Origin of the sequence: Paenibacillus sp. BT-177, assembly GCF_025846815.2 — a bacterium.
Lineage (GTDB): Bacteria > Bacillota > Bacilli > Paenibacillales > Paenibacillaceae > Paenibacillus > Paenibacillus polymyxa_C.
This window is the reverse complement of the sequence record NZ_JAOYTP010000001.1, coordinates 332,877-345,696: the sequence shown is the minus strand read 5'-3', so window position 1 is coordinate 345,696 and position 12,820 is coordinate 332,877. Positions and strand designations below refer to the sequence as shown.

Sequence of the window (12,820 nt, the reverse complement as noted above, 5' to 3'; positions counted from 1 at the left end):
ACCTCGATGCAATAACTCAGGAGCGCTGAAAGTAGTTACTTCGCCACCGGCTTCCACCCAAGCACCGGTTCTCTGAGGACGAAATCAATACCTTTTCTCCATCATTGTTGTTGTCGCTAATAATTTTTTCATAATGTATCATGGCTTACATGGGCATGTCAATAGGACATGCGACATGTGTGGATAGACGACTAGATACATAGCTACAGAATGCGGAAAAATTAAGATTTAAGTCTTCTTGAATCCGTCCGACTTTTTGGCTATGATGCTAAAGAAGACTAAGCAGAGGACTAACTAACTATGAAAAAGCTTAAAGTGAAATGGAAAAGAGCGCAAATTCATCAATTGAATGACCGCTTGCTGCTTTACAATTTGTATCTAACTCAGGGTCTGACCCTGCTGATTGGCGCAATCTGGATTATATTTCAGAAAAGAAATGTGTTTGAACTGTTTGCATTGCCCAACACTGTACACGTCTTATGGTGGGGATTGGGACTGGCGGCCGCTATGCTATTAGTGGATCTGCTGCTATCTCGGATCATGCCTGAGGATGCCATGGATGACGGTGGTATTAATCAAATGCTGTTTCAAAAGCGACCGGTTTGGCATATTATTTGTATAGCTGCTATCGTCTCCATCTGTGAGGAACTTTTGTTTAGAGGTGCGATTCAGTACAGCTTTGGTCCTTATTGGACAAGCATTTTGTTTGCGGTTATTCATATCCGATATTTACGGCATTGGATTCCCACGGGCTGGGTTTTCCTTAGCAGTTATGGATTGGGATATATCTATGTGCAGACAGGCAGCCTGTGGGCACCAATCATTTGTCATTTTGTGATTGACCTTATATCTGGCTTAGCGTTACGTTTTCGGAGGTATGAAGAATGAATCAGGAACTTAGCAGAGTGCAGACCTATGGTAGCCGCCGAAATGGTCGCAAAGGCAAGGAGGAGGACAGGTCAAAGCCCAAACCGGTTCGCTCCCGTGCTTCACGGCCCACGCCAGAATTGGCTGACGTTGCCGCTGCACCAGAAGTTGCTGTGACAATGGAGGAAGACATTCCTGCCAGTGAGTACCGAACACGGACAGAAATGTTTCCGTCCCGCCGTATTCGGGTAAGTAAGTGGTTTTTAAATTTTTTGAGCACTCTTTTTGTGCTTATTACAGCAGCGTTACTATGGTGGGGAATTAAGGGTGCACCACCCATTAGTGAAATGCTGTGGTGATATAAAGGCATTGTGACAGCGTGCGTCTAGTACGTGCGTGCAACGTTACGCTAAAAAGGCCTCCATCTCCCACAAGTTATGTGGAGATGGAGGCCTTTTTACATTATTTATTTTTACGTCATCTACATTTGACCATATGAGCATATGCACAAGTGACTATTAACTGGCAGGAATCTCAATGCTTTGTGGATCGACAAATTGATAACCCTTCTGCTCAAGGCGCGTCAATAGACTGTCCAGTGCCTCCGCTGTCCATGGCAGCTCATGCATCAAAATATTGCCGCCTGGATGAAGTTGTTCTGTTACGTTTTTGAGAAGTGTCTCCGTTTTATGAGGTTGATTTTTTTTCATGGTCCAGTCCAGAGAACCTACGGACCATGTCATATACAAGAGCCCATTTTCCTTCGCCACCTTGCGACCTACGTCTCCACCAGCACCATGAGGCGGACGAAAGAATACGGGTGCTTGGCCTGTAGTATCTTTAACGATTTTTTGTACCGCTTCAATCTGTTTTTTGACCTCAGCCTCAGACTTGTTCTTGAGAACGATGTGGTCCCAGCTATGGTTGCCAATGGGCTGTCCACGATCATGGATAAGCTTGAGCAACTCAGGATGTTCTTTTACACGATAACCGTTTACGAAGAAAATCGCTTTTGCCTTGTGCTTATCCAAAATATCTATGATTTTGTTAATCATGACCGCTTCCTTCGGACCATCATCAAAAGTCAGCAACACCACTCTTTTTTCGGCACCTTGTTGTTTAGGAATTACATTGTAAGCTTTGTCCAAGTGATACATTTTGTTAGTGGTAACCGCAGTTGTCGAAACTGTAGTTCCGTTGCTCTCAACGGCGGTTTTGTCATTTTGTGTATTTGTTGTACTCACTGATTTTTGCTCATCACTGTCTGCTTGCTTACTGCTTCCTTTTGGGGAAGATATACTGCTTTGATCTTTGGCACTGTTACTTGAATTAGAAGTTACTGAATCCTGATGGTTACTGGAATCCGCAGATTCCGGCATCGTCGCAGTGCAAGCACTAAGCAGCAGACATGCTGTTAGCAAAATGGCTGCTGTTTTTGTACCCATTAATTCATCTCACCTTCCTGTATTTATACCGTATGAGTTTGTCTCTGCTGACGAACACTATGCTTGATTCTACCACAAAGGGAGGTTTTAATTGTGAAAACATCTTCATTTTTCCTGGGAATCGTCTTGGGGGCTGTTGCAAGCTCTCTGATCTCTCGTAACCGCAATGCGTTGGGCTTATCCATGGACATGGGCGGAAAAAAAAGCGGAAATTTGGTGCAGAAAGCTCGTACAAAAATGATGGACGCCGCATTTCCAGGCATGGGTGATATTGCGCTGAATACACAAGACACCCACAAGGATCATGATCATCGTTCACAAGCAGATAAAACCGTGCATAACGCCCAAACTGCCAAGAGCAAGGAAGAGAATATGAAGTTGATTAAAGAGTTTATTAGCACAAGTCCCGATGTTAAACGTGAGGTCGAGCAAATACTGAAAGAAACTCATACAGCCGTACCGGGATTGTAACCCGAAACCTCTATTCCGAATCATTTTGCGGCTTTTTTGTTAAAGCCGTTCAAATGATTCTTTTTTTTATCATTTTTATTCGTGCATTTACGATTATAAAATGATAACATGATTACATAGAACCATTTTCATCACAGGCATCATATTTGAATCATAATCTGCTAATAACACTCGGCTGCCAGGAGGAGGGTCCAGTATGAAAATAGAAAGATTAAGTCAGGACAAGATACGGATTTTCCTTACCTTTGACGATTTGAGCGAACGGGGTATCCAAAAGGATGATATGTGGCAAGAAATTCCAAGAGTTCATGAGCTGTTTACTGAAATGATGGATCAGGCATACAGCGAACTGGGCTTCGATGCCACGGGACCGTTAGCTGTTGAAGTCTTTGCGCTTCCTGCTCAGGGAATGGTTGTTATCGTCACTCGGGGAAAATACGATCACCAGCAGTACGGTTCGGGTCCCGATGAGGAGCTTCCAGAGGAAGTCTACGAAATGGAAGTCACAATGGAGCACAGTGATTCCATCGTTTACGCGTTTAGCGATTTCGAAGTACTCATAGAAGCGGCTCATATGCTCCGCAGCAACACTACGGAAGCAGGTAAGCTGTATCATTATAGAGGAAAATGGATTTTGCATTTGGAGCCAGAAGAAGTAGAAGAGTCCAAGCTTGCAGCCTTAATCGCGATTTTGGCTGAATTTGGAGAAGGTTCATCCGTAACACCAGCTATGCTGGAAGAGTATGGAAAGTTGGTCATTCCTGAACAGGCAGTTGCTGTCATCTGCACCCATTTTGACAGCCGTTCTTGATTTTTTAGAAAGTGATAATGAAGTTAATTTGTCGGCTCTGCGCTGAAAGCAGGGCCGACTCATTTTTATGGAGGGATGATCGGTGCTTCTGTTTTCTGTTTTAGCGGCAGCTACAGCGCCGGGTCTCGCCTTATTGATGTACTTTTACTTAAAGGATCGCTATGATTCGGAGCCCCTGCACATGGTTATTAAAGTATTTTTGCTCGGTTTTTTAGTGGTGCTTCCGGTTATGATTTTTCAACGTGGGCTATTGCTTTGGCTAGGAGATGACACTTTAATTCAGGTGTTCGGTATTTCCGCTGGGGTGGAAGAGTTTTTTAAATGGTTCCTGCTGTATCACATCATCTATAACCATACGGAGTTCGACGAGCCTTATGATGGGATATTGTATGCAGCCGCAGTCTCACTCGGGTTTGCGACGGTTGAAAATCTGTTATATGCCTGGGCGGGGCATGCTTCGATCAGTATGATGTTGATGAGATCATTGCTACCGGTATCCGGTCATGCGATGTTTGGCGTTATGATGGGCTACTATATGGGGAAAGCCAAGTTTTCGGTAGACCTAAAGAGTAAATATATGCTGCTTCTGTCATTAGTGCTTCCATGGTTTTGGCACGGAGTATATGATTTAATTTTAACGAAATTTTCACACGACTGGATCTGGTTTATCATTCCACTGATGGCATTTCTATGGTATGGAGGGATGGCAAAAATCAGTCGAGCGAATAATCGTTCTCCTTTTCGAATGTTAAAACGGGAAGAAAAGGTTAATATGTAACGAAATGGGACACACTGATCTGACAAACCTGTTAGAGGAAGAGGTGTCTTTTTTGCGTATAAAAGTAAGAATTCATTGTAAAAGATGCGGAGAACGCTTTGTGCTGAGAGGGCGAATGGAGCAAGGGCAGATTCAGACCGGCTTTAAACGCTGTATTTGCGATAACTGTGAGTTTATTGTTGAAGTCATGGAAAACCATGCATAAGAGAGCTTTCTTCTTGTCACACTATCGGTAGTGTATTTGAAGAAAGGAGACTCCCAATATGTATAAGCGACTTAGTGCCGTATTGTTCCCGGTGGTTACCCTGATTATGATAGGAGCATTTGTGTGGGGTTATCAGCAAAGCCAGATGAGAAGAGAGGTGTCTTCTCAGGCAAATAGAATGTCGATTAAAGCGGAAAATCAATACCAGCGTGCATTTCACGATTTGTCGTTTCATATGGATCAGCTGCATTCCCAACTCGGTAACGCGGTTGCTGTCCATACTACTTCACATGCAATGCACCGCAAATGCTTGATGAACGTGTGGAGGATTGCAAGTGAAGCCCAAAACGAGGTTAATCAGTTGCCTCTCAATGTAATGCCTTTTAATCATGCTAAAGATTTGCTGTCCCATCTATCTGCATTTTCGTATCAGACCGCTGTTCGTGATCTGGATCACGAGCCTTTAAACGAGAAAGAAATTTCGAATCTGAAAACGTTGTATAACAATTCCAAGGAAATTTCGAAAAACATGCATGAGGTGCAGCAAAAGGTCATTAGCAAAAACTTGCGCTGGATGGATGTCGATATGGCGGCAGGTTCTCAAACTGGACCGAAAGACAACACCATTATTGATGGCTTCAAAACCGTGGACAAAAAAGTAGAGAACTACAAAGAACTGGATTGGGGACCGTCTGTTGCGAGCATCTATGATAAGCGCTCAGTGAAAAAGTTGAGTCTCCCGGCGGTGGATGCTGGACAAATTAAGCGGAATGCCGCTGAATTTACAGGAAAACCAGAAAGTCAGATTCGTGTGAACGAAAATGGTAAAGGAACAGAGTGGGCGTCTTTTACGGCTACGTTGTTAAATAAGCAGCAGCCTGTGGCCACGATGGATTTTACGAAAAAGGGTGGCAAGCTCATTTCTTATCATGACATGAGATCAGTAGGTCCTAAAAAAGCAACTCGTAATGAAGCGGTTCGCTATGCAAGTGAGTATCTTGAACAAAAGGGCTACAAAGGAATGAAGCCCGTAGCATATGATGAAAGCGGGAATTTAGCTAACATTACATTTGCGAGCCAACAAGGGGATGTGATTATCTATCCAGAAAAAATCACAGTCAGATCAGGCTTAGATAACGGACAAGTGATTGGTTTTCAATGCAGCGATTATGTATATGAGCACAGTCACCTCCGTCGTATTCCTCAGGCAAAACTGAATTTGAATGAAGCACGAGCGAAGTTGAATCCTGAGTTTCGTGAAACCTACCACCGCAAAGCACTAATTGAAAATGAACTGTCGAATGAAGTTCTGTGCTATGAATTTGGCGGTAAAATTAACGGTTCCATTTATCGAATTTACATTAACGCGAACACGGGAATGGAAGAAACGATTGAACAGGTAAAAGATTCAGATGAAGCACAAGTTACGGCAAGTAATGCCTAGTTGATTACACTGAAATGAATCTATAGTCACTCTAAGCCTCCTTAATTAAGGAGGTTTTTTGTGCTTTAGTCATGGTTCTAGCAAATATAATGCTTAATATAGGCACAAAGTCGTGGTATTATATACCTTAATTGTAGTTATGAATGGACAAGGATGGTGAATCGTTTGTTTCCGAAAATTAATGATGTGTTATACATACAAGTTGCCGGTACCGATCAGAAGGAGGAATCTTTTGAATATAAGTCGCGTATTGCGGAAGAGGACTCACAGAACTTTCTAATTGAAATTCCCATGTCACAAACAAGCGGACACTTGAAAAAGCTGTTTCTTGGGGAAGAGCTGTCTATATTTTTTATGAGTGAGGGTGGAATTAAAAACTATTTTAATACCCACGTTACGGGCTTTAAAGATGACGTCCTCCGGATGGTTCGCATTCACAAGCCTGCTCCGGACAGCATCAGCAAAATTCAGCGTCGAAACTTTCTTAGGGTAAAGGCCAACTTGGAAATTGCGGTTAAGCATGGTGCAAACGAATCTAGATTTGTAGCAGAGACGCATGATGTGGGAGGTGGAGGCGTATCTTTTCAGACTCAGGGCTCACATCATCTTGAAGAAGGAGAATCATTGTCTTGCTGGGTTTTGGTTCCATATAAAAACGGCACTCAAGAGCATGTTCCGTTCCAATCTGAAATTGTACGCATTCAGCAGATGGAAAATGGCCGCAAACTCATTATGTTGAAATATGAGAAAATCGCTGATCAGGAGCGCCAAAAACTGATTAAATATTGTTTTGAAAGACAGTTGGAGTTCCGGGGGAAATCGTAATCATGCGAAGCTTTTCTTTTTTAGTAAACCTGTCGCTTATTTTGCATCGCCTATAAATGTGTGGTATAATTTTCACGTCGCAGGCAATGCCTGCTTTTTTCTTGAGGTTAGGTTAGGAGGAATTCCCTGTTGGCAAGGCAACATGCATCTTCAATTAACAAAATAAATGTAGCCATTGATGGACCTGCTGGCGCAGGGAAAAGTACAGTGGCCCGCCTGGTGGCGAAAGCACTTTCCTATGTATATGTAGATACCGGAGCCATGTATCGAGCAGCAACGTGGTACATGATGTGCAAAGAAATTCCTGCAGAAAATGTACAAAAAGTGCTTCAACATGTACCTGAGCTGGTGATTGAATTAGTACCGGACCCCACAGGCCAAAAGGTTTATTGTAACGGGGAAGATGTAACCACTGTGATTCGTTCGATGGAAGTGACTAGCAATGTGTCACAGTATTCAAGTATTGCTGGTTTACGTACACGCTTGACCGAAAACCAGCGTGAAATGGCTGCGCGTAAGGGTGTCGTTATGGACGGACGCGATATTGGAACAACTGTGCTTCCCGATGCGGAAGTTAAAGTGTTCATGACCGCAAGTGTTCAGGAACGTGCCTCACGTCGTTTTAAAGAACTGAGCGAAACTGATGATATCACTCTGGAACAGCTTGAACGTGACATTGCGGCACGTGATAAGTTTGATGAGGAGAGGGAGGTATCCCCGCTTCGTTGCAGTGAGGACGCCATCGTGCTTGATACGACCCATATGGGCATTCAGGATGTCGTTGATACGATCGTATCTTATTGCTTAACGGAGAAGGATGGAGAGATCAGCCAATGATATATACTGTATGCGCCAGTATTTTGCGTCTCATTTACCGCGTTCTGTTTAGGCTTGAGGCGGTAGGCAGGGAAAATGTTCCTGCTGAGGGTGGAGTGCTGTTGTGTTCTAATCATATTAGTAATCTTGACCCACCTACAGTTGGCATTTTGCTGAAGCGAAAGGTTCACTTTATGGCCAAAGCAGAGCTGTTTAATGTTCCTGTGCTGGGACCACTGATCGACAAACTGGGAGCTTTTCCAGTCAAACGTGGTGGTGTGAGTAAGGAATCCATTAAGCTGGCATTGAACATTTTGCGTGACGGTAAGGTTATGGGGATTTTTCCCGAAGGCTCCAGAGGAGCTGGGGGAATTGGTAAAAAGGGTGCTGCCAGTTTTGCACTGCGTAGTGGAGCGGCTGCCGTTCCGGTCGCCATTATTGGTGATTACAAGCTTTTCCGTAAAACGAAAGTGATATACGGTAAACCTGTTAATTTGGACGCTTACCAAAAGGGTGCCGATGTCGAAGGAGATCCTCTTGAACTGGCAACAGAAGCAATTATGTCACGTATTCGCACAATGAAGGAAACTGGTGAGCCTACGAATGATTGAAAGGCTTGCATGAATTGTGTCTAAGCTTGGAAAACTAGAGCAAAAATGTATTTTGTTTTGAACTCTGCTATGCGCAGGTTTAAATAAATGGTTTTTTTGAATTGAGGAGGGTATTGACATGTCGGAAGAAATTAAAAATCAAGAAGCTGCTGAAGCGGCAAATCAAGACGAGCTCGATCAAATCGTTTCCCTGAAAAAAGGTGACACCGTTAAGGGTACAATTGTGAAATTGGAAGATAACCAAGCGGTAGTAAGCATTGGATATAAATACGATGGAGTTATTCCAATTCGCGAATTGTCTTCTGGTCTGGATAATGCAGAAGAAGCAGTACAAGTAGGCCAAGAGGTTGAAGCTAGAATTATCAGCATCGACGACGGCAAGGAAAAACTTGTTCTGTCCAAACGTGCAATCGACAGTGAAAATGCTTGGGAAAAGTTGGAGCAACTGTTCGAAAGCAAAGAAGTATTTGAAGTTGTTGTGAATGATGTTGTTAAAGGCGGCATCGTAGTAGACGTGGGTCTGCGCGGATTCATCCCTGCATCCATGGTAGAACGCCATTTTGTTGAAGATTTCAGTGATTACAAAGGCCGCACATTGCGTGTTGTTGTAAAAGAACTGGATCGTGAAAACAACAAAGTGATCCTTTCCCAAAAAGACGTTCTGGAAGCAGAATTCGAAGCTAACAAGCTTAAAGTAATGGCTGAGCTGAAAGAAGGACAAGAAATCGTTGGTACGGTTCAACGTCTTACTCAGTTTGGTGCTTTCGTAGATGTTGGCGGAGTGGACGGTCTGGTTCACGTATCTGAAATTGCTTGGACTCATGTTGATAAGCCTTCTGACGCTGTTTCCGAAGGAGATCAAGTGAAAGTGAAAGTCTTGAAAGTAGATCCTGAAAAAGGAAAAATCAGCCTGAGCATGAAAGCTGCACAGCCTGGTCCTTGGGAATCGGCTGCTGGACAATTCAATAACAATGACATCGTAACTGGTGTTGTTAAACGTTTGGTTAACTTCGGTGCATTCGTTGAGATTGCTCCTGGTGTGGAAGGTTTGGTTCATATTTCTCAAATTTCCCACAAACACATTGGAACTCCACAAGAAGTTCTTGAAGAAGGACAAGAAGTTAAAGTTAAAATTCTTGAAATGAATCCTTCTGAAAAACGTGTTAGCCTGAGCATTAAAGAAACTGAGGAAGCTCCTGAAGCCGCTCCAAAAGCAGAAAGAGCACCACGTGCATCTCGCGCGCCTCGTGAGGAACTGAATAATCCTAACGTTTCCCTCAACAATTCCGGACTGAGCATTACGCTTGGCGAGCGTTTTGGCGATAAGCTGAACAAATTTAAATGAGTTTAAATCAATACATTTTATTATAAGCATAACGTACACCATCGGCGGACCCAGAGGGTTCGCCGATTGTTGTTACGTCACTATATCGCCAATAGGTATGTTTTTTGCTATGATGATAGCGGAAGAATTGACAGGAGGAGTGAATTTATGGCAAGACCCGTTGTGGCTATCGTTGGTCGTCCGAATGTGGGGAAGTCCACGATTTTTAATCGGATTATCGGGGATCGTTTGTCCATCGTGGAAGATAAACCGGGAATCACTCGTGACCGTATTTACGGTATATCGGAGTGGAATGGTAAATCCTTCAGTATTATTGACACCGGCGGCATTGAGATTGATGGTGAGGATGTTATCTTGAAGTCCATCCGTATGCAGGCCGAACTTGCAATAGAAGAAGCAGATGTTATTGTGTTCATGAGCGATGCAAAAGCAGGAATAACGCAAGCGGATGAAGAGGTAGCTCAAATGCTATATCGTTCGGGTAAACCGATCATCGTAGCAGTAAACAAGGTGGACAACCTCAGTCGCGCCGATCTGATCTATGAGTTTTATTCTTATGGATTTGGTGATCCAATTGCTGTTTCTGGTAGTCATGGCACAGGGGTCGGTGATTTGTTGGATGCAATTACGTCCAATTTACCTGAGCTAGAAGAAGATCATTATGACGAAGACGTTATACGTGTCGCTTTGATCGGACGTCCGAATGTAGGTAAATCTTCACTCGTTAATGCCATTCTAGGAGAAGAACGGGTTATCGTCAGTGACATTGCAGGTACAACACGTGATGCAATTGACACGCCTTTTGAAAAAGACGGACAAAAGTATGTACTGATTGATACGGCAGGTATGCGCAAACGTGGTAAAGTATACGAAACGACAGAAAAATATAGTGTAATGCGTGCGATGCGTGCCATTGAGCGTGCAGATGTTGTACTGGTCGTTATTAACGGCGAGGAAGGCATCATTGAGCAGGATAAACACATTGCAGGCTATGCTTATGAAGCGGGTAAAGCCTCGTTGTTTGTCGTTAATAAATGGGATGTCGTAGATAAAGACGATAAAACGATGCACCAGTTTGAGACGAAAATCCGTGACCACTTTCTGTTCATGACCTATGCTCCGATTGTGTTCTTATCTGCAAAGACAAAGCAACGTCTGCAAAAGTTGCTTCCAGTTGTACAGCATGTGGCACAGCAGCATGTCATGCGTATTCAGACACATCTGCTGAATGATGTCATTTCCGACGCGGTTGCCATCAATCCACCACCAACAGACAAGGGCCGTCGTTTGCGTATTAACTATGTGACTCAGGTTGCTGTTAAACCGCCTACGATGGTTGTATTCGTAAATGATCCAGAGATAATGCACTTCTCTTACGAGCGTTATCTGGAGAACAAAATTCGCGCCGCCTTTAATTTTGAAGGAACTCCAATTCGTATATTTACCCGGCGCAAGTCTGACGAAAGTTAGGAGCGAATAGGTTGATTTTACAGATCGTTGCCATCGTACTCAGTTACTTGCTTGGCTCTGTCAGCTTTAGTTTGCTGTATGGAAAATTAAAAGGAATCGACATTCGCCAGCATGGAAGCGGCAATGCCGGTGCGACGAATACGCTGCGCGTGCTTGGAAAAGGCCCAGCTATTCTGGTACTGCTGCTGGACGTACTTAAAGGGGTTATTGCGGTGCTGATAGGGCACTGGTTGGGTGGAGAATCATCCTGGTTACCGGGTTTGTGTGGCATTGCGGCGATTGCGGGCCACAACTGGCCGGTATATTTTCACTTTCGCGGAGGCAAAGGGATTGCGACTGCCATTGGTGTATTGGCATCGCTTGCCTTGCTGCCGGCATTATATGCCGGAATCATTGCGATACTTGCCATCGTAATAACGCGTTATGTATCCCTGGGATCGCTAATTTTTGTTATTTTGACCCCTTGGATATTACTCGTACTTGGTTATGCTTGGCCGTTATTTTGGACGGCTCTAATCATTTGCCTGTTCGCTGTGTGGAGACACCGTACTAATATAGTCAAGTTGGCACGGGGAAATGAGAATAAGCTTGGCTCCAAAGGAGGAGATCGTCTTGTCTGAGAAAATAGCTGTGCTGGTAGCAGGTAGTTGGGGAACAGCCCTAGCTTCCGTACTTGCGACCAATAACAACGATGTCTCTGTCTGGACGAGAAGCGAACAGCAAGCTGCTGAGATCAATGAGAAGCATACGAACGAGCATTATTTACCAGGCTCTATTTTGTCTGATCGCATTTCAGCTACAACGGATATGCAGACTGCGGTATCTGGAGCGAAAGCGGTGATCATCGTATCTCCTTCGTCTGCCGCTCGACAGGTTGCACGTAGTTTGAAGGCTCATTTCACCAAGGATATGCTGGTAGTACATGCCATTAAGGGCTTTGAAACAGAGACACTCAAGCGAATGTCCACAGTGATCTCAGAAGAGCTGGAAATCGCGGAGGATGATATTGCCGTGCTATCAGGCCCGAGTCATGCGGAGGAAGTGGTGAAGAAATGTCCTACAACGGTTGTTGTAGCCTCTTCCAATGAGAAGGCAGCACAGGCTGCTCAGGGGCTGTTCATGAACTCCTATTTCCGTGTCTATACAAACCGGGATTTGCTTGGTGTCGAACTGTCCGGTGCTTTAAAAAACATTATCGCACTGGGTGCGGGAATGTCGGATGGACTTGGCTTCGGTGATAATGCTAAAGCGGCTTTGTTGACCCGTGGATTGGCTGAGATTACCCGTGCCGGTGTTGAGATGGGGGCTAATCCATTAACCTTTGCCGGACTTGCGGGTATAGGTGATTTAGTTGTGACGGCAACGAGTCGTCACAGCCGCAACTGGCGTGCAGGGTCATTATTGGGACAGGGCCAACAGCTTGATGCCGTACTGGAATCTATGGGTATGGTCGTAGAGGGAATTCGTACGACAAAAGCAGCATACGCTATCTCACAAAAATTAGGTGTTCAAATGCCTATTACAGAGGTGCTGTATGGAGTGTTGTTTGAAGGACGTGACGTCCGCAAAGCTGTTGAGGCATTAATGGGTCGCGATCCGAAAACCGAGATGGAAGTCATGCCGCTTCAAACTTGGGAGCAATGGCATTCATAAGAGTACAGAGGAGCTTCTAAAGTATAAAGGTTGTCTCATGAGTAGATTTTTCTACGATGAGATAGCCTTTTTTAGTTAG

General features: G+C 44.2%; 15 protein-coding genes and 1 other annotated feature (1 of these 16 running past the window's edge). Of the genes, 14 read left to right on the top strand and 1 reads right to left on the bottom strand.

The window, feature by feature from the left end; genetic code table 11:
• Positions 1 to 114 (bottom strand) — a binding site (T-box leader) (it extends 137 nt beyond the left edge of the window).
• A 186-nt stretch (positions 115 to 300) separates the two neighbouring features.
• Both OIU26_RS01740 and OIU26_RS01735 read left to right on the top strand, forming a co-directional pair.
• A complete protein-coding gene (locus OIU26_RS01740; protein ID WP_058711105.1) occupies positions 301 to 888 on the top strand; it encodes a CPBP family intramembrane glutamic endopeptidase in 588 nt (195 codons plus the stop codon).
• Positions 885 to 1,226: a hypothetical protein gene (locus OIU26_RS01735; RefSeq protein WP_264215787.1), complete on the top strand. Its 342-nt coding sequence runs from the start codon at positions 885 to 887 to the stop codon at positions 1,224 to 1,226. The genes OIU26_RS01740 and OIU26_RS01735 overlap by 4 nt, the downstream gene beginning before the upstream one ends.
• Positions 1,227 to 1,385: 159 nt before the next feature.
• On the opposite strand, the gene OIU26_RS01730 is transcribed toward OIU26_RS01735, so the two are convergent.
• Positions 1,386 to 2,312: a polysaccharide deacetylase family protein gene (locus OIU26_RS01730; protein WP_264215786.1), complete on the bottom strand. Its 927-nt coding sequence runs from the start codon at positions 2,310 to 2,312 to the stop codon at positions 1,386 to 1,388.
• A gap of 93 nt (positions 2,313 to 2,405) precedes the next feature.
• Here OIU26_RS01730 and OIU26_RS01725 point away from each other — a divergent pair, with 93 nt between their 5' ends.
• From OIU26_RS01725 to OIU26_RS01670, 12 genes are all read left to right on the top strand, one after another.
• A complete protein-coding gene (locus OIU26_RS01725) occupies positions 2,406 to 2,783 on the top strand; it encodes a hypothetical protein (protein WP_129549512.1) in 378 nt (125 codons plus the stop codon).
• A 196-nt stretch (positions 2,784 to 2,979) separates the two neighbouring features.
• Entirely contained in the window at positions 2,980 to 3,594 is a 615-nt protein-coding gene (locus OIU26_RS01720; protein WP_013371706.1) for a genetic competence negative regulator, read from the top strand.
• A gap of 82 nt (positions 3,595 to 3,676) precedes the next feature.
• Complete coding sequence (gene prsW / locus OIU26_RS01715) at positions 3,677 to 4,372, top strand: glutamic-type intramembrane protease PrsW (protein WP_058711101.1); 696 nt, start codon at positions 3,677 to 3,679, stop codon at positions 4,370 to 4,372.
• Between the two features lie 4 nt (positions 4,373 to 4,376).
• Positions 4,377 to 4,577, top strand: coding sequence for a hypothetical protein (locus tag OIU26_RS01710; protein ID WP_013371704.1), 201 nt, complete (start codon positions 4,377 to 4,379; stop codon positions 4,575 to 4,577).
• A 58-nt stretch (positions 4,578 to 4,635) separates the two neighbouring features.
• A complete protein-coding gene (ypeB, locus tag OIU26_RS01705) occupies positions 4,636 to 6,021 on the top strand; it encodes a germination protein YpeB (protein WP_264215785.1) in 1,386 nt (461 codons plus the stop codon).
• A 165-nt stretch (positions 6,022 to 6,186) separates the two neighbouring features.
• Positions 6,187 to 6,846, top strand: a complete 660-nt coding sequence (locus tag OIU26_RS01700; protein ID WP_216974818.1) for a flagellar brake protein — start codon at positions 6,187 to 6,189, stop codon at positions 6,844 to 6,846.
• A gap of 129 nt (positions 6,847 to 6,975) precedes the next feature.
• On the top strand, positions 6,976 to 7,683 hold the full coding sequence (cmk, locus tag OIU26_RS01695) for a (d)CMP kinase (RefSeq protein ID WP_040103475.1): 708 nt from the start codon (positions 6,976 to 6,978) through the stop codon (positions 7,681 to 7,683).
• Positions 7,680 to 8,273, top strand: coding sequence for a lysophospholipid acyltransferase family protein (locus OIU26_RS01690; RefSeq protein WP_064962972.1), 594 nt, complete (start codon positions 7,680 to 7,682; stop codon positions 8,271 to 8,273). Before cmk ends, OIU26_RS01690 begins: the two co-directional genes overlap by 4 nt.
• Before the next feature lie 118 nt (positions 8,274 to 8,391).
• Complete coding sequence (gene rpsA, locus OIU26_RS01685; protein WP_013371699.1) at positions 8,392 to 9,618, top strand: 30S ribosomal protein S1; 1,227 nt, start codon at positions 8,392 to 8,394, stop codon at positions 9,616 to 9,618.
• Positions 9,619 to 9,765: 147 nt separating this feature from the next.
• On the top strand, positions 9,766 to 11,088 hold the full coding sequence (gene der, locus OIU26_RS01680; protein ID WP_264215784.1) for a ribosome biogenesis GTPase Der: 1,323 nt from the start codon (positions 9,766 to 9,768) through the stop codon (positions 11,086 to 11,088).
• Between the two features lie 11 nt (positions 11,089 to 11,099).
• Positions 11,100 to 11,708: a glycerol-3-phosphate 1-O-acyltransferase PlsY gene (plsY, locus tag OIU26_RS01675; RefSeq protein ID WP_013371697.1), complete on the top strand. Its 609-nt coding sequence runs from the start codon at positions 11,100 to 11,102 to the stop codon at positions 11,706 to 11,708.
• Complete coding sequence (locus tag OIU26_RS01670; protein ID WP_013371696.1) at positions 11,701 to 12,741, top strand: NAD(P)H-dependent glycerol-3-phosphate dehydrogenase; 1,041 nt, start codon at positions 11,701 to 11,703, stop codon at positions 12,739 to 12,741. The genes plsY and OIU26_RS01670 overlap by 8 nt, the downstream gene beginning before the upstream one ends.
• The last annotated feature ends 79 nt before the right edge of the window (positions 12,742 to 12,820 follow it).

What these genes read in the sequence shown, in the direction of transcription:
- OIU26_RS01740 (WP_058711105.1), top strand. Translation starts at nt 301, where the DNA reads ATGAAAAAGCTTAAAGTGAAATGGAAAAGAGCGCAAATTCATCAATTG.
- OIU26_RS01735 (WP_264215787.1), top strand. Translation starts at nt 885, where the DNA reads ATGAATCAGGAACTTAGCAGAGTGCAGACCTATGGTAGCCGCCGAAAT.
- OIU26_RS01730 (WP_264215786.1), bottom strand. Translation starts at nt 2,312, where the DNA reads ATGGGTACAAAAACAGCAGCCATTTTGCTAACAGCATGTCTGCTGCTT.
- OIU26_RS01720 (WP_013371706.1), top strand. Translation starts at nt 2,980, where the DNA reads ATGAAAATAGAAAGATTAAGTCAGGACAAGATACGGATTTTCCTTACC.
- OIU26_RS01710 (WP_013371704.1), top strand. Translation starts at nt 4,377, where the DNA reads ATGGGACACACTGATCTGACAAACCTGTTAGAGGAAGAGGTGTCTTTT.
- ypeB (WP_264215785.1), top strand. Translation starts at nt 4,636, where the DNA reads ATGTATAAGCGACTTAGTGCCGTATTGTTCCCGGTGGTTACCCTGATT.
- OIU26_RS01690 (WP_064962972.1), top strand. Translation starts at nt 7,680, where the DNA reads ATGATATATACTGTATGCGCCAGTATTTTGCGTCTCATTTACCGCGTT.
- rpsA (WP_013371699.1), top strand. Translation starts at nt 8,392, where the DNA reads ATGTCGGAAGAAATTAAAAATCAAGAAGCTGCTGAAGCGGCAAATCAA.
- der (WP_264215784.1), top strand. Translation starts at nt 9,766, where the DNA reads ATGGCAAGACCCGTTGTGGCTATCGTTGGTCGTCCGAATGTGGGGAAG.